The organism is Streptomyces sp. NBC_00080, from assembly GCF_045041255.1.
GTDB classification, from domain to species: domain Bacteria; phylum Actinomycetota; class Actinomycetes; order Streptomycetales; family Streptomycetaceae; genus Streptomyces; species Streptomyces coriariae.
In genome coordinates, this window is record NZ_CP108235.1 from 9,527,341 (window position 1) to 9,543,412 (window position 16,072).

Here is a 16,072-nt window from a genome sequence, read left to right on the forward strand (position 1 = left end):
TCAACCGCCTGCTCGACGCCGGCGCGACCGCCGCGTGGACCGCGTCTCGGCGTTGGCGGAAGCCGCCGCCCCCCCCCACATGCCCGATCCTTCCTGGAGCATCCAGGTCCGCGGAACGGTGGGTGAGGACCTCACCGAGGCGGCCGCCCGTCACCACCATGGACTGCGCGCACTGCGGAGCGAGAGCCAAGCACGCACTGCCCCTTTCCGAACGAACGTATACGTGCACCGCATGCGGAGCGGTGTCCTCCAGGGACAAGAACTCCGCCCGTGTGATGCTCGTCCGGGCTGGTCTCGACCCGGCTGGTGCTGATCCTGCAAGCCCTGCCACCTGCTGGGTGCCAGGCGAAGTGAGCTAGGAATCCCCATCCTTCAGGAGGGGGGAGTCAACACATTCACCTCGTCCTGACACGCCGTCTGCCGCAGGGGCGACCCGATTGCCCGCAGGCTGGAGCAGCCAAACCGTCATCCATCATGGTGCACTGCGCACGAAGCGAAGTTGTCATGAGGCTGGACTGCCGGTGCTCCCCACATCCTGCCGATCCAGATGTTCCTGCTGCTGCTGTGGCTCGGCTGATGCGTTCTGCGCGGCTGATGGATCCGTGCGAGGCCCCCCGCAGCGGGCCGGCGCTCCTGCCCGGTGCCATGACGACCGCGCCAGCCCGTGGTCTTCGGCCGGCTGGATCGCCCCCCCTCACCCTGCGGTCCGAGCTGCACTACGGCGTGCAGGGCCCCGTTCCCAAGACATCGCAGACGTCCGGCGAGGAGCGCAGCGACGCCCGTTCCGGCTTGATCCCACTCGCGTCGTACGTCGTGATCCGTCAGCGGGCATGCGTTCCGACGGGGCCGCGTCCATGCCCCCGGAGCCCAACACGAGGCACGGGCGCTGGTTGTACAACCCATGGCAACCAGCTGGTGACGTCCCTTTAACTGGCTCGAAATCAACCCTTCCCGTCTGAACAGGACGGGCTGGCCACGGATCCACGAGCGCCCAGGAGGGCCGACCCACCCGGCCCCGGCCGGTGAACGACAAGCGCGCTCACACCCATGACCACCCCGCATGCCGCGTGCGAGCGAACGAGAAGAAGGTCTCGGACCCTTCTGTATCTGAGGCCCGCGGCCGCGAACCCCGCGTGCGGGACCACGGCGGCACCGATGTGCCACCACAGCACGCTCGTGACCACTCCGGTCCGCCCCTGACAACCCGGCGTAGGAGACGGGTGTTCGGACGGCGCGACTGTTCATGCCTCCTCCGAGGCCGTTCACCGCCGAGCTCAGGCGGATTCGGCGGCACCCGCAGGAACCGGAATATCTGTGTGCGACCAACCTCAGCAAGGATGTCCATGATCTTCAAAAGACGCATGCCCGGTCACGTCGGCGTGGCGGCTCTGGCTTGCGCCGCGATTGCTTCCGACGGATACGACCTCGCCATCTACGGCGCCGCGGCACCTGCTCTCCTGCACTACTCAGACTGGGCCCTGACACCGTCCCAGGTCGGTGCGATCGCCAGCGCGACGGTGCTCGGCATGTGCTTCGGAGCGGTCACGGCCGGAGTGCTGGCCGACCGTCTCGGCGTACGCCGCATGTTCATGGTCAGCGTCACCTGGTTCTCTCTCGCCATGATCGCGTGTGCGTTCGCACCGTCCCCCACCGTGCTGGGCGTCGCCCGGTTCATCGCGGGCCTGGGCCTGGGAGGAGTGGTGCCCACGGCAGTGACGCTGACGGTGTCAGCCGCGCCGCACGCTCGCCGACACTTTCTGAACGGTGTGGCGCTGTCGGGATTGCCCGTGGGCGGGATCCTCGCGACGCTGAGTGCCTTGGCGTTCCTCGACAACTGGGGATGGAGAGGCGTCTTCTTCCTGGGCGGCGTCATTCCACTGGTTACCGTCCTGCCCGTGGCGGCTGCGAGGCTCGGCAGATGGGCGCCCGCATCACCTCCGGCCGCACCGGTCAACAGTGACGCCCGGCCTCAACTCGTCCAGTTGATGAGCCAGGGAGGATGGCGTCTGCTGGCGGTGTTCACTCTCATCACGGCCTGCTGCCAGATCGTCGCCCTCGGACTGCTGACATGGCTGCCGGAGATCATGCGCACGAGCGGCTACTCGCTGGGCTCGGCCCTGCTGTTCATGCTGGTCTATTCTTTCGGAGGCCTGGCGGGGGCCTCCGGCGGCGCATGGACCGCCGATCGCGTTGGCCCTCGCAGGGCGGCCGTGTCCGGCCTCCTGATCACCGCCGCCGCCATTCTCGGCCTGGCGGCGCACCCCCCGCTTTACGCGCTGTACGTGTTCCTTTTCGTTGCCGGGGCCGGCGTGGGTGTCCAGCCCGTCATCTACGGATTCACAGCGACCTGTTTCCCCTCCGCCCAACGCGCAGGCGCCGTGGGCCTGGTCAGCGGCATCGGACGCATCGCCGGGATCAGCGGGCCGCTGATCGGGGGCTTCCTCATCGGACGGCCCGCCTTCGTCAGCTTCGCCACCTTCGCCGCCTTCGCCGCCCTGGGGGCAGTGATCACAGCCCTCTTCACCCCCAATCAAGTCAGCGACCCCGACGCGGCAGACACAAAGGTAACCGCCGCGGCCTGAGCCTCGGCCTCCACCTGCCGGAAGGCATCCGACGCGCCGGCGGCACCCCTGTCGGTCACTTCCGCGCACCGCTCGCTCGAGCCCGGTGCGCGGAAGCCCATTCCCTCAGGAGTTCCCCGAGTCATGCCGGCAGCCGCCTTCCAACTCCAACGCGGTCCCCACCACCAACAGTCAGCACGGAGGAGTTCCGGCTCATGCCCCACACCCGCACAGCCTTGCGCCGCACAGTATGCGCCCTTGCGGCAGTGCTGGCCTCACTGATCGGCTTCTTGCCGCCAGCGGTGGCTGAGGCCGCGCTGCCCGAGATCGTCACCACCACCTCCGGAGCCGTCCGGGGCAACGCTCCCGACAACTCCGGCGTCGCCTCCTACAAGGGAATCCCGTACGCCGCTCCGCCGGTGGGGTTGTTGCGCTGGCGCCCGCCCCAGCCGACGACGACCTGGACCGGCGTGCGCGACGCCACCGAACCCGGGCACACCTGCTTCGGAATCGCCACCCCCAGCACGCCGCTGTCCGGGATGAGCGAGGATTGCTTGACCCTCAACGTCTGGGCGCCGACCGGCGACGTGCGGCCCAAGGCCGTGATGGTGTGGCTGCACGGTGGAGGATTCCAGTTCGGGTCGGGCTCAGAGCCGCTGTACGACGGCTCGCGCCTGGCTTCCCACGGGGTCGTCGTCGTCACGCTCAACTACCGCCTCGGCGCGTTCGGTTTCCTGGCCCGCCACGATCTCGACGCCGAGTCCGGACCGTCGGGCGACCTGGGGCTTCAGGACCAGATCGCCGCGCTGCGCTGGGTCAAGTCGAACATCGGCGCATTCGGCGGTGACCCGGACCGCGTGACTGTCTTCGGCGAGTCCGCAGGCGCCCACGCCGTCGGCATGCTGATGGCCTCACCCAGCACGAGCGGCCTCTTCCACCGGGCGATCGCGCAGAGCGGCGCCTTCTGGGACAGCGTCTACGGGTCCATCGACACCCACGCCATGGCGATGGAAAGGGGAGATGCCCTGTCCGCCACGCTGTTCGCGCCGAACCTGGCCGCCTTGCGAGCCGTTCCGGCCAGCGTGGTGAACGCGGCCACCACACATCCCGACAGCGGCGCGTTCCAGCCCAGCATTGACGGTTCGGTACTCCCTGACGCACCAGCGCGGTTGTTCGCCGAAGGGCGCCAGCAACACGTCCCCCTGCTCGCCGGTTACATGGCCGAGGAGGACTATCCCGTGTTCGACGGCAACACCCTGCCGCACATCCCGCCGCCCGTATTCGATGCTTCAGCCGCTCAGGTCTTCGGCCCCGCTGGCATGGACGCGTTCAAACAGCGATACCCCTCGGGAACCATCAGCCGGACGAACACTTCCGCGAAGCAACTCGCCGGCGACATGATGATCACCGAGCAGACCTGGGAGTTGCTGTGCCTGCACCAGAGGACCAGCGGACAACCGGTGTACGGCTACAAGTTCACCTACACCTCGCCCTACTCCCCGCACGCGGGGCACACAGCCGATCTGCCCTTCGTGTTCGGCAACCTCGACTCCCAGCCGTCCACCCCACTGTCCCCGCAACCCAGTGACACCGACCGCGCGTTCTCCGATACGGTCATGGGCTACTGGACGGCGTTCGCCCGAACCGGGAACCCCTCGACCATGGGGCTTCCCGCTTGGTCGCGTTATCAGGGTCCGGGTTCACGGCTGCAGGAGCTCGCGGGCACGCCCACCTCGGTCGCCGATCCTGATGCGTACCGCCTCCAGTTCCTGGCCTCCTTCCGCAAGGACGGCAGGTTCCCGGACACCTGGCGCGCGTACTTCTGATAGCGGCTCGGGCCGCATCCCATGGGCGGAAACCCACGGGGCGCGGCCCCCATCCCGCAAAATCATGTGTGAATAACAGGCGGCAGCGAACGCTCGGTGGGGGATGAGGCGGCCGGCAGGCACGCCTTCCGCGTCGTTGACTCCACGAAGTTCGCAGGGGAAGGCTTCACCAGCGGTGAGCGCGCCGCCGCGTTCTTCGTCGGAGTCGGATAGTCGGCCAACAACGTCACTGCCAGCACGAGTTCGGAGCCGAACCCTGTGGACTGAGCAGCGGTTCTGCCGCCCCCGCCCGTTACGAACGCGCAGCTCCGGGGCCGGCACGCATCGTGTGGTCCTGGCCGTCTGCCGTACGAACCTCATCGTGGCGAGCGCGCTCTCGTTGAGCGCGGTTGGCCCCCTCGGGACAGGGAGTAATTGTCAAATGTTGTGGACCTGGGCGAAGCTGTGCCAGCCTCGCCTGCGGTGGTCTCCGGGGGTTCCCAAGGTGTCACTCGGAGGGTGTCGAGGAGACCCGGTTGAAGAATCGTCCGGCCATGTCGGCCCCGATGATGGCGCCGTCGGCATCGCGGGTGAGGAAACCGCGCTGGCCGATCAGGCCGCCGCCGGTGACGATGTACTCGTCGCCGCTCCCGGGGAGCAGTCCGAGGCTGGCCGGCGGCAGATCCGCCGGCAGTTCCCTGTCGGCCGCCGTGCGGATCTCCGGCTTGATCCGGCATTCGACCGTCATCGTGTCGCCGTCGGTGTCGATAATCAGCGTCATGAATTCGTTCTCGTAGTGCCCGGTGATCTCCTGGGCGCGCTGCGGGTCGTACGGGAGCGGGTCGGGGTCGCGCTCGACTACGCCGAGGTAGTGTTCGAGCGCCCAGCGGAGCACGGCCTGGTTGAACTCCAGGCCGTTGTCGGGCCCGGCGTTGGATGCCGCCACGACGGCGAAGTCCCGCTCCGGGACCAGCAGCAGGTTGGCGAACTGGCCGTTGGTCGATCCGCCGTGCCCGACGGTGCGTACGCCGTCCACGTCGCGCAGGAACCAGCCGAGGCCGATGGCGTCGCCGAGCGTGGAGCCGTGCAGCTCTACCGTCGGCTCCTGCATTCGTCGCGCCAGGTCACCGCCGCCGAGGTGGAACCGGGCCCAGCGCAACTGGTCGGAGACCGAGGACGCCAGGCCGCCGCCCGGGTTGTTGCCGCGCGTGTCCTTCCAAGTCCGGGCGGCCTTGAGCGCCCCTTCGCTGAGGTTGTGGCCCACGGCGAACCGGCGGGTGATGGCCTGTCCGGCGGTGAAGACGCTGTCGGTCATGCCGGCCTGTTCCAGGACGAGTGAGGCGACAGCGGCCTCGTAGGTCTCGCCGGTGATGTTCTCGACGACCCGGCCGAGCAGGTTGTAGCCGAGCTGGCTGTAGGAGGCGCGGCCGCCGACTGGGCCGATCATCGCCATCTCGGCCATGTTGGTCACCTCGCGGGCCAGTGCGTCGTCTCCGTCTCCGCTGTCGAAGACCATCCGGGTGTCCAGCCCGGCGGTGTGGTTGAGCAGGTTCAGGATGGTGATCTGCGCGGCCGCGTCCTCATCGGGGAGCCGGAGTTCGGGAACGTAGCGGCGCACTGGCGCCTCCAGTTCGACCCGCCCCTGTTCGACCAGGCACATGATCGCGGTCGCCGTGTACGTCTTGGTGACCGAGCCCAGCAGGAAGAGTGTGTCCCGGTCGACGGGCAGCGGGTTGTCGATGCTCGTCACGCCGTGGCAGACGGTCAGCTCCCGTCCGTCCACCCGGACTCCCACCGCTGCACCCGGGATGCCAAGCTCCTTGGCCTTCTCCTCGACGAACTCCGCCAGCGCATCGTGTGACATCTCGATTCCCCCTCGATCGGTGTGGTTCACGCACGGCGCCAAACTGCCCATCGGGCGTCGTGGCGACTTGCACTGTGTTCAAGGGGAGGCTAGCGAACGACTTGAACACTGTACAAGTGGTTTCTTGAACGGTGTGCAAGCCGAGGGCTATCGTGAATCCATGCCCCGCAACACACTGACCCGCGAACAGATCCTCACTGCCGCCATCACCCTGCTGGACACCGAAGGGCTGGAGGGCCTGAGCATGCGGGCACTGGGCCAGCGGCTGGGCTCGGCGGCCACTGCGGTCTACTGGCACGTGGGCAGCAAGGACAACCTCATCGCTCTCGCCGGCGACCAGCTGTGGCACGAAATCGCGCTGCCCGACCCTGACGGGGTCGGCTGGCGCGCGGCGGCCACCATCATGGCCAGCGACCTGTACGCAATGCTCACCTGCCACCCGTGGCTGCTGCAGTCCTTCGGTTCCCTCCTCATGTTCGGCCCCGGCAAGGCCCGCCACGACGACCACCTCCTCGCCATCTACGAAGCCGCGGGATTCGCCGGCCCCGCAGCCGACCAGGCCGCGGCCGCCGTTTTCAACTTCGTCCTCGGCAACGCCCTCGGCCCAGCCGCGACAGCCTCACTCACCCGTAAACTGCGGCGCGAAGGCAGCGGCGACGCCGAACAGGCCATCGGCGAAGCCCAGGCCGAGGCTCGCGAGATCGCCGCACAATTCCCTCGGCTGCGCGCCCGCCTCGACACCCACAGCGCCGACTACGGCGCGGCGCCCGACAACACTTTCCAAATCGGCCTTCAGGCCATCCTCGATGGGCTGGAGGCGCTGCAACGCGGGCCTACTCGGTGACCATCACGCGATTTTCGAGCAAGGGGCGCTCGGCCCACGGGTTCAACGGCGAGGCCGCGGCAGAGGGCAGTGGCCCTATGGCCCGGGTGCCGCAGCACAGCGGACTGGGCGCCGGCTCTTCCTGCGGGCGTCGTAGGGTCTCATGCGGCTTGGTTCTGATGCTCGATCAGGACGCCGTTCTCGAACCTCGCTCCCGCGCGGACGAGGGCGACGAGCTGGGCCCCGGTGATCGCGCGCCAGCGGGCCTGGGCGGACTCGACCAGTTCGCGACGCCCTTGGGCCACTGCGCGCCGAAGGTGCGCGCGAACGCCTCGATGGCCTTCGCGGCGTGGGCGCGGTCCTCGGCGTTGTAGATCTCCTGCATCGCCTTCGTCGCGCCGGGTGGACTTCGGCAGCGCATTCGTGACGTTTCTGGCCTTGTGGACCCAGCACCGCTGGTGGCGGGCTGCCGGGAACACCTCCCGCAGCGCCTTCCACAGGCCCATCGCACCGTCGCCGACGACGAGTTCGGGGTCGCGCATGCCGCGGCGGCGGCAGTCGCGCAGCAGGTCGGCCCACGACTCGGTGGACTCCCGCAGCCCTTCCGCGAGGGCGATCAGCTCCTTGGTGCCGTCGAGGCGGACCCCGAGCAGTACCAGCACGCAGGAGTGGGCCTGGCCGAGCCGGACCTTCGGGTGGACGCCGTCGGCCCACACGTACACGTAGTCGGACTCGGCGAGGTCGCGCTGCTGGAAGGCAGCGTGGTCGTCTTGCCACTGCTTCGTCAGCCGGGTCACGGTCGCCGGCGACAGCCCGGCCGCCGAGCCGAGGAACTGCTCCAGCGCGGGCACGAAGTCCCCCGAGGGCAGTCCGTGCAGGTAGAGCAGCGGCAGCACCTCGCTCACCTTCGGGGACTTGCGGCACCACGGGGCGAGGATCTTGGAGGAGAACCGCTTGCGCTCGACGGTGGCCTCGTCGGCGCGGCGGTCGTTCGCCCGGGGCGCGGCGACCTCGATGGGGCCGGCGGCGGTGGTCATGGTGCGGGGCCGGTGGCGGCCGTTGCGGACCACGAGGCGGTGTCCGCGCTCGTCGCGCTCGGCGGCCAACTCGGCTATGTACTGGTTGACTTCGGCCTTCAGCGCGGCGGCGAGCATCCGCCGGGCGCCCTCGCGCACGATCTCGCCGATCAGGGAGCCGGACTCGGTGGAACCGTCGGCACTCACTACGCTGAGCACGGGCGTGCCTTCCCAACCCACGCTGCGAACGTGGGCCTACTCGGTGACCATCACAGGATCACTCGGGAAGGTACGCCCTCCGCATGCCCTCCCGGGGCTGATCCACAGGTCTTGAGCATTGCTCGACAGGCGCTCCGCACCGGTACACCGAGGCAAGACGAAGCGGTGCGGAACGGCCCCCGCAACTGGCTGCGGGGGCCGTTCCGCACCGGAGCCCCGTCGTTCCTAGCGCGACGTCCTACCTGGACTCGCGAAGTGAGGAGGCGACTTCAGTCGGCGGCCGGGCCGTGATCCCGCTCATCCCTCGGCGCTTTGCCGGTAGGGGCTGAAGCGGCTGAAGTAGGCGAGGGCGTCGAAGTCGTCCACAGCCTGTCGGTTGGCGACATCCTCGGCAGCAGCCCCTTGCAGGACGCGTTTGACCGGCACTTCCATCTTCTTGCCCGTCCGAGTGTGGGGGAGAGACGGCACGGCGATCACCGTGTCGGGTACGTGCCGGGGCGACGCCCGGGTCTTCACCGCTTCCGTGATCAGCCTCTTCAGGGCGTCGTCCAGTTCGGCGCCCTCCTCGAGGACGATGAACAAGGGCATCCAGTAGTCGCCGTCGGGCAGCTCCGCGCCCACGACCAGGGCCTCCTGGATGCCGGGCAGCGAATCGATGGCAGCGTAGACGTCGGAGCTGCCCAGCCGTACACCATGACGGTTCAACGTCGCGTCCGAACGGCCTGAGACGATCATGCTGCCGTGGGGCGTGCGGGTCACCCAGTCACCGTGCCGCCACACGCCGGGATACATGTCGAAGTAGGCCTCGCGGTAACGCGCCCCGTCCGGGTCGTTCCAGAAGTACAGGGGCATGGACGGCATGGGGCGGGTGACGACGAGCTCGCCGACCTCGCCCACGACGGAGCGTCCCTCGGCGTCCCAGGAGTCCACGGCCGCGCCCAGCGCGGGCGCGGAGATCTCTCCCGCCCACACCGGCGTCGTCGGCGCGCTGCCGGCGAACGCGCTCACCACATCGGTGCCGCCCGTGACGGAGGCAACCTGGACGTGGGAGCCCACGTTCTCACGCACCCATTCGTAGGGCTGTGCCGTCAGCGGTGCTCCCGTCGAGCCGAGCACCTTCAGCGACGACAGGTCATGGTCCCGTCCGGGCTCGAGCCCCGCGCGAGCGGAGCCGTGCAGATACCCAGGGCTCACACCCAGCAGGACCGCCCGGTGCTCGGCGGCCAGCTTCCACAGTCGGCCCGGATCCGGGTACGTGGGGCTTCCGTCGTACAGCACGACCGTGCCGCCCATCAGCAACGCGGAGACGACGATGTTCCACATCATCCAGTTGGTGGTCGTGTACCAAAAGAACCGCTCGCCCGGCCGTAGGTCCAGGTGCAGCCCCAGCAGTTTGTGATGTTCGAGCAGGACACCGCCGTGCCCGTGGACGATGCCCTTGGGTACCCCGGTCGTTCCCGAGGAGAACAAGACCCACAGCGGGGAATCGAACGGCATGCGCTCGAACTCCAGTTCACTGTCGCTTCCGCTCACATCCGCCCAGGCGACCGCCTCGTCCGTCTTCTGCGCGAGGCCCAGCAGGGGGACGGTGACGACGTGCCGTAGCGAGGGCAGGGCCGCACGCAGCCGGTCCGTCTCGTCTTGACGATCGTGTAGCTTGCCATTCCACCGGTAGCCGTCGGCTGCGAACAGCACCACGGGCTCGAGCTGGGTGAAGCGCGCAGCGGCGCCAGAGGCGGCATAGTCCTGGCCGCAGGCCGACCAGACCGCGCCGATGCTCACGGTCGCCAGGAAGGCGACCACTGCATGTGTGGTGTTGGGCAAGTAGCCGACGACGCGATCGCCCGCGGTGACGCCCCGCTCGCGCAGCCAGTTCGCCACCGAGCCGACCTGACGGCGCAGTTCGCTCCAGCTGGTGCGGGTCTCGCTTCCGTCCTCGTTCACGGAGATGATCGCCTCGCCCGGGAGATCAGCGCGCAGGGCGTGCTCGGCGTAGTTGACCCGGGCCCCAGGGAACCAGCGGGTCCCGGGCATCGGCGTGTCGTCCAGGACCTCCTCGTACGGAGCGTCCGAGCTGATGCGGAAGTAGTCCCACACCGCGGACCAGAAGCCCGGCACATCGGTGACCGACCACTGCCACAGAGCCGCGTAGTCGGAGTGGTCCACGCCCGTGCGCTTTGTCACGAAGCCGGCGAAGTCCGCGATCCTCGAGGCTGCGGTCCGGGCGGGGTCCGGCGTCCAGGTGGGGGACGGAGCGCTCGGCGCGTCGGTCCGCCTCATGCGTCACCGTCCGCAGCGGCTGCCGCGAGACCCGGCTTCCGGCTTTTGTAAGGGGCGCAGTCGTCCGTGCCCAGCATGCGGGCGAGTTCGTCGACGAGGTGCGCCAGATCTCCAGGCGTGGACGCCGTACCGAACACATAGTGGTCCGGGCGCACGACGGCACCGATGTGTCCCGCCGACGCAAAATGCGGCAGATAGACGTCATCGACGTCGGTGACGTCGATCGCTTCCTTCTCCTGCCCGGCCGGGACGATGCGCACGAGATGGGCGCCGATGCGATCGAGGAAGGCCAGATGCTCCGCGGTCAGCGCCTCCCTGGGATCGGTCGTCGACGCGACGAGGAAGCCCCGGCCCACGACGTCGTCGAGCAGCCCCGTGACAGTGCGACGGCTGACCCTGCCCTGCATGCTGAGCCGGCCCGCGGAGCGCTGCTGAAGCCTGTGGGTACCGCGCGCGATGACACCGTCGATCAGGGTCGGCGGGGGAAGGGGAGGCAGAATGCGCTCGGGGTCGGCGCCCTTCTCGATCATCGAGGCGTCGCGGAGCGCAGCCGCATCCTGGTCCGTGACGCAGATGACCTTGCCCAGCTCGACCGACATCCCGATCGCGTGCTGGACGTGCGCGGCGCGCTCCAGGCCATAGGAGTCGAGCAGGGCGGGACTGGCGGCCGAGCGGAGGACCAGGTCGAGCTTCCAGCTCAGGTTGGCCGCGTCGCGGATGCCGGAGCACATGCCCTGCCCGGCGAACGGGGGCATCAGGTGGGCCGCGTCCCCGGCGATGATCAGCCGGCCGGAACGCCACACGTCGGCCCACTGGGCCTGGAAGGTGTAGACGGCGTGCCGTTCCAGAGTCGAGTTGTCGGCGGTCAGGCCCCAGGGCCGCAGGAACTCCCAGGCCCGTTCTTCGGTGTTGAGCTCCTCGACGGTCTCGCCGGGCATGCGCATGAACTCCCAGCGGCGTCGTCCCGGGCCGCCGGAGACGACGGTCGTAGGGCGGAGCGGGTCGCAGATCTGGAGATTGACCGGGTTCCACTCGTGTTCCCCGTGCGGGAGCACGTCGATGATGAGCCAGTCGTAGAAGAATCCGAGATCTGTGGTGTCGGTCCCCATGCGTTCGCGGACGAAGCTGTTGGCCCCGTCGCAGCCGATCACATAGGAGGCCTGGAAGCGACGTTCGAGACCGTGCTGGTCGTGTGCCGTCACGACGACGGCCTCGGTGTGCTCCTCCAGCGCCACCGCCGTGTGTCCTCGCACCAGCGCGACGCCCGGGAGGTTCTCCGCCGCAGCGGCGAGGGTCTCTTCAAGATCGGGCTGGTACATCATCGACGCGACGGGCCAGCCCGATGGCCCGAGGCCCGACCAGTCGAAGGCCAGCAGTGTCTGACCGGCGGCGTTGCGCCACTCGTAGGTGTCGGCCGGTTCCGTCAGGCGCGCGATGTCCTCGCCGATGCCGGCGTCCGCGAGCAGCCGCGCGACCTCGTCGTCGAAGTGGACGGCCCGGGGCCTGCTGTACGGGGCGGGCCACCGTTCGAGGACGGTGACCGTCCATCCACGGCGGGCGAGATAGAGCGCGCAGGCCAGTCCCACGGGACCGGCCCCGACGACCAGGACGTCACTGGCCTCGGCGTCATTGTCGAGAGGCATGCTGTGCTCCTACTGTGCACCAGGGGCGTGGGCCCCGGTCATGAGTCCGGCGAGGTCTTCGGGGGCGAGGAAGGACGGGGGCGGCGGCGGGCCCCAGGCGTAGAGGGACTTGGCGCCCTCCCAGACGCCGGGCTTCCACAGGGCGTCGTCGACGATGCAGTCGATGTCGGAGTAGTACTCCGAGAAGTTGCCGGCCGGATCCTTGAGGTACCAGAAGAAGTTGGATCCGATGAAGTGACGGCCCAGTCCCCAGGTGTGCCGATCGGGGTCGGCCTCCAGCATGGCTGTGGCACCGCGCCCGATCTCGTCCACGTCGTCCACCTGCCACGAGGTGTGGTGGAGGAAGGCCACCGGAGCCTGCTGCACCAGGACGTTGTGGTGGTCCGTGGAGCAGCGCATGAAGGAGGCGAGGCCGGCAACGGTGTCACTGATCTTGAAGCCGATGCCCTGCTGGAAGAAGCGCTGCGAGGATTCCTGGTCCGTGGACCCGAGTACGACGTGACCGAGCTTGCGTGGCCGGACGGGGCCCGGGCGCAGGATTCCCGGAGCGCGCTCCTGCAGGCGAGGGGTGGTTCCCGGCGCGTTGTAAGCGATCTCCGGCAGGGGGGTCTGCTGGTAGCGCGGAGCGACTTCGACGCGGACCAGTACCTCTGTGCCGCGGTCGACGGCGGTCAGTCCGGACGGCGTCCGTTCCACGGGGACGTCCAAAGCGGCGAGCGTGGAGGCGACACGGTCCAGGTCGTCCGGGTCGTCGACCCCGATGCCGAGTTCGACCAGCCTGCGCCGCGGCGTCTGCACGATGCGCAGCTGCTCGCCCCCGTCGACGGTGGCGAAGCCGTGATGCGCGGCGGCGGGGTAGCGGTCCGTCGACTCGGCCGTTGGTGTCAGACCGAACTCCGTGTAGTACTGGGCGGTCTGCGTGACGTTCGGGACGCCCATGACGATGTGGGTCAGGCGATGCAGCGGCATGGAACCAGGTCTCCTCGTGTGAAGGGTCGGTCAGGAGCGAGGCTGTTCAGGCGGACACCATCCGGTTGGTCAGAGTGCCTATCCCCTCGATCCAGCTGACCAGGACGTCGCCCGGCGCCAGGAAGCGCTGAGGAGTGCGCCCGGCGCCGACCCCGGCCGGAGTGCCGGTGAAGATCAGGTCACCGGGAAGGAGGGGGCAGACGGCCGAGAGGCGGACGATCAGTTCGGGCACGTCGAAGACCATGTTCGACGTGCGGCCCTTCTGCAGTACCTCGCCGTCCAGCAGCTTGCAGCCAAGCTCCAGGTCGTCGGGGTCGTCGAACTCCTCGAGCGTGACGAGCTCGGGGCCGACCGGCGCGAATCCCGGGTAGGACTTGCCGAGGGAGAACTGGGGGACCGGGCCGGTCAGCTGGAGCCGTCGTTCGGAGAGGTCCTGGCCCACGGTCAGCCCGGCCACGTGCTGCCAGGCGGTCTCCCGGGTTGCGCGGTGGCAGGTACGGCCTATCACCACCACCAGTTCCGCCTCCCAGTCCACAGACCCCTCAGGGAGCACGACGTCCTGCTGATGCCCGGTCAGCGAGGTCGGGAACTTGGTGAAGACGGGGGGTTCTTCGGGCACGTCTATGCCGGACTCCCGCGCATGGTCGCGGTAGTTCAGGCCGATGGCGAAGATCTGCCGGGGGCTGGGCACGGGCGGTCCCCACACGGCGTCGGAGCTCGGCTCGGTGACCTCCAGCCCGTCCTGGACCTGCGCCTCGTCCCGCGCCCAGGCCGAGAACTCCGGCCAGCGGGGGTACACGGACTGGGGGTCGGGACCGAACCGCCCGCCACTCGCCGAGGCGACGTCGATGAAGCCGTCGCCTGCGCGGAGGGCCAGGCGACCGTTGATGTTCGCCAAGCGCATGCACATCTCCTTGGATCGTTATCGGCACTTGAAACCCAGTGTTCACGCGCGTTAGCGAGAAGGCAATAGATTAACGATATTTAAGTCGTATGGCGTCAGCGCTGCTACGCTCTGCCACTATGACGGTGGAGAAGGTGACACGAGCAGGCGCGGTCTACGTGCAGCTGCGGGAAGAGATCTTCCAGGGAGCCCTGCTACCGGGGCAGCGGCTGAGGCTGGTGGAACTGGCGCGACGGTTCTCGGTGAGTCAGTCCGTGGTCCGCGAAGCGCTCACCCGGCTGTCCGGGCAGGGGCTGGTCGTCGCCACACCCCAGCAGGGCTTCAGCGTCATGACCCTCTCCTTGAAACATCTAAACGAGCTGACAGAGGCCCGGACCGAGATCGAACCGGCGGTGTTCCGCCTGTCTGTACGCCGGGGCACCATCAGGTGGGAGGCGCAAGCGGTCGCAGCGCACCACCACCTGGCCGCCACCCCGATTACGGTCGATGGCCGCCTCAACGGCGAGTGGTTCGACGTGCACGAGCAGTTTCATCAGGCTTTGCTCGACGGCTGCGGAAACGACCAGCTCCTCTCCGTGGCGATGGGCCTCAGGGACGCGGCCGCCATCTACCGGCACTGGGCCCACCCCGTAGGGCACGACTATGGGCGGGACGTGGTCCGCGAGCACGAGGCTCTCCTGAGGGCCGCGGTCGACCGGGACTCCGACCGCGGCGCCGATCTCCTGGCACGGCACATCGACCGCACCGCCGAAGGGCTGCGCGCCGTCGCCGAGGGAAGCGATTCCGAGGCCGGGCGATTCGACTCCGATCCGACGGAGTCCGGGGCCCCAGGGATCCCGGCGTAGGCTGCCGGGCCGTGCGCGTCAGCGTCGGGTGACGGGCAGCACCTGAAGGTCGTTGCCTACCACCACCCTGCCCTTGAAGCCCTTGCCGGCCTTCGCCTTCCAGCTCGCGTCGGGAACGGCCTTCGTTCCCGGAGCCAGGTGGGACAGCACCAGAGTGCGCACGTTCGCCGGCTGGGCGACCTCGCTGCCGATCCGGGTGACATCCGCATGGCTGTTCTCGTGGTGCTGCAGCTGCTCCGGCGTGAGGTTCCCGGCTTGCTGCACCGCCTGCATGTCGATGGCCTCGTGCACCAGGATGTCGGCGTCCCGGGCCAGGGTCACCATGTTGGCGGTGATCGTCGTGTCGCCGCTGAAGACGACCGAACCGTAGTCGGTGTCGAACCGGAAGGCGAAAGAGGGGAACACCGGCGGGTGATCCACCAGGATCGCGGTGACCCGCACGTGATCGTCGGACCAGACCTGGAAGGGAGACATGGCAGGCGCCATGGCCCCGGTGGGCGAGGCGCCGACATCGGGCACGGTGATCTCGCGCACGTCCACGAAAGTGCGGATGTCCGGCCAGCCCTCGTCGCGCATCCGCAGGTTGATGTCGTAGGCGGTGGCGGCTATGGAGCTGTCGATGTAGTCCGACAGGCCGGGGGTGGGCCTATCGGGTGCCACAGTGGCGACCGATTGGCCGGAGGACGGCTCGGGAAGAGCCCCCGCAGGCCCAGGGCCGTACATCGTCAGAGGGCGGGCGAGCGGATCGATACCGCCGAACCGCAGCCACAGCAAGGTGTACAGGTCGGCCAGGTGGTCGGAGTGCATATGCGTGACGAAGACCGTCTCGACGGCGCCGATGTCCAGCCCGGCCGACTGGAACTGATCGAACGCCCCGTGCCCCATGTCCACCAGATAGACGCGGCCGTCCACGACCAGGGCGCTGGCGATGCCACGGCGGCCGGCCATGGGAACGGGACCCGCAGCGGTGCCCAGGAGGACGAGGTGCGCGCCGTGGGGCGGGACGGCGCCCGCCTTCGCGTACGTCTGCGCGGAGGCGGACGCGATGGGCGTAAGGATCGGGGAGAGAGTGCCCGCTCCGGCCAGTGCGGTAGCGGACTTCAGAAGATGGCGACGGCTGTTCGGCATGCAGACTCCTTGCGG

The 16,072-nt window shown here is 68.8% G+C and carries 10 protein-coding genes and 2 pseudogenes; 5 read left to right on the forward strand and 7 right to left on the reverse strand.

What is annotated here, in order from left to right:
• Window positions 1-143: 143 nt before the first annotated feature.
• The 3 genes and pseudogenes from OHU34_RS42545 to OHU34_RS42555 form a co-directional block, all read left to right on the forward strand.
• Window positions 144-359: pseudogene (locus tag OHU34_RS42545) on the forward strand (zinc ribbon domain-containing protein); the annotation flags it as partial.
• Between the two features lie 978 nt (window positions 360-1,337).
• Window positions 1,338-2,582 carry an MFS transporter gene (locus OHU34_RS42550; protein WP_405771919.1) on the forward strand — a complete coding sequence of 415 codons (1,245 nt, stop codon included), beginning with the start codon at window positions 1,338-1,340 and terminating at the stop codon, window positions 2,580-2,582.
• 194 nt (window positions 2,583-2,776) lie between these two features.
• Complete coding sequence (locus tag OHU34_RS42555; protein WP_405771922.1) at window positions 2,777-4,387, forward strand: carboxylesterase/lipase family protein; 1,611 nt, start codon at window positions 2,777-2,779, stop codon at window positions 4,385-4,387.
• A gap of 487 nt (window positions 4,388-4,874) precedes the next feature.
• On the opposite strand, the gene OHU34_RS42560 is transcribed toward OHU34_RS42555, so the two are convergent.
• Window positions 4,875-6,230, reverse strand: coding sequence for a serine hydrolase domain-containing protein (locus OHU34_RS42560; RefSeq protein ID WP_405771924.1), 1,356 nt, complete (start codon window positions 6,228-6,230; stop codon window positions 4,875-4,877).
• Window positions 6,231-6,390: 160 nt separating this feature from the next.
• Between OHU34_RS42560 and OHU34_RS42565 the strand changes: the two genes are divergently transcribed.
• On the forward strand, window positions 6,391-7,074 hold the full coding sequence (locus OHU34_RS42565; protein WP_405771926.1) for a TetR/AcrR family transcriptional regulator: 684 nt from the start codon (window positions 6,391-6,393) through the stop codon (window positions 7,072-7,074).
• A gap of 140 nt (window positions 7,075-7,214) precedes the next feature.
• Here OHU34_RS42565 and OHU34_RS42570 read toward each other — a convergent pair.
• From OHU34_RS42570 to OHU34_RS42590, 5 genes and pseudogenes are all read right to left on the reverse strand, one after another.
• Window positions 7,215-8,288, reverse strand: a pseudogene (locus tag OHU34_RS42570) (IS256 family transposase).
• 297 nt (window positions 8,289-8,585) lie between these two features.
• Entirely contained in the window at window positions 8,586-10,568 is a 1,983-nt protein-coding gene (locus OHU34_RS42575) for an acetoacetate--CoA ligase (protein ID WP_405771929.1), read from the reverse strand.
• Window positions 10,565-12,211, reverse strand: coding sequence for a bifunctional 3-(3-hydroxy-phenyl)propionate/3-hydroxycinnamic acid hydroxylase (locus OHU34_RS42580; protein WP_405771932.1), 1,647 nt, complete (start codon window positions 12,209-12,211; stop codon window positions 10,565-10,567). Before OHU34_RS42580 ends, OHU34_RS42575 begins: the two co-directional genes overlap by 4 nt.
• Window positions 12,212-12,220: 9 nt before the next feature.
• Window positions 12,221-13,180: a VOC family protein gene (locus tag OHU34_RS42585; RefSeq protein ID WP_405771935.1), complete on the reverse strand. Its 960-nt coding sequence runs from the start codon at window positions 13,178-13,180 to the stop codon at window positions 12,221-12,223.
• 46 nt (window positions 13,181-13,226) lie between these two features.
• On the reverse strand, window positions 13,227-14,084 hold the full coding sequence (locus OHU34_RS42590) for a fumarylacetoacetate hydrolase family protein (protein WP_405771937.1): 858 nt from the start codon (window positions 14,082-14,084) through the stop codon (window positions 13,227-13,229).
• A 119-nt stretch (window positions 14,085-14,203) separates the two neighbouring features.
• On the opposite strand from OHU34_RS42590, the gene OHU34_RS42595 reads away from it, so the two are divergent.
• Complete coding sequence (locus tag OHU34_RS42595; protein WP_405771940.1) at window positions 14,204-14,929, forward strand: GntR family transcriptional regulator; 726 nt, start codon at window positions 14,204-14,206, stop codon at window positions 14,927-14,929.
• A gap of 18 nt (window positions 14,930-14,947) precedes the next feature.
• Here OHU34_RS42595 and OHU34_RS42600 read toward each other — a convergent pair whose 3' ends face one another.
• The gene (locus OHU34_RS42600) at window positions 14,948-16,057 is read right to left on the reverse strand and encodes an MBL fold metallo-hydrolase (RefSeq protein WP_405771943.1); all 1,110 of its coding nucleotides are present in this window, start codon (window positions 16,055-16,057) and stop codon (window positions 14,948-14,950) included.
• Window positions 16,058-16,072: the final 15 nt, after the last annotated feature.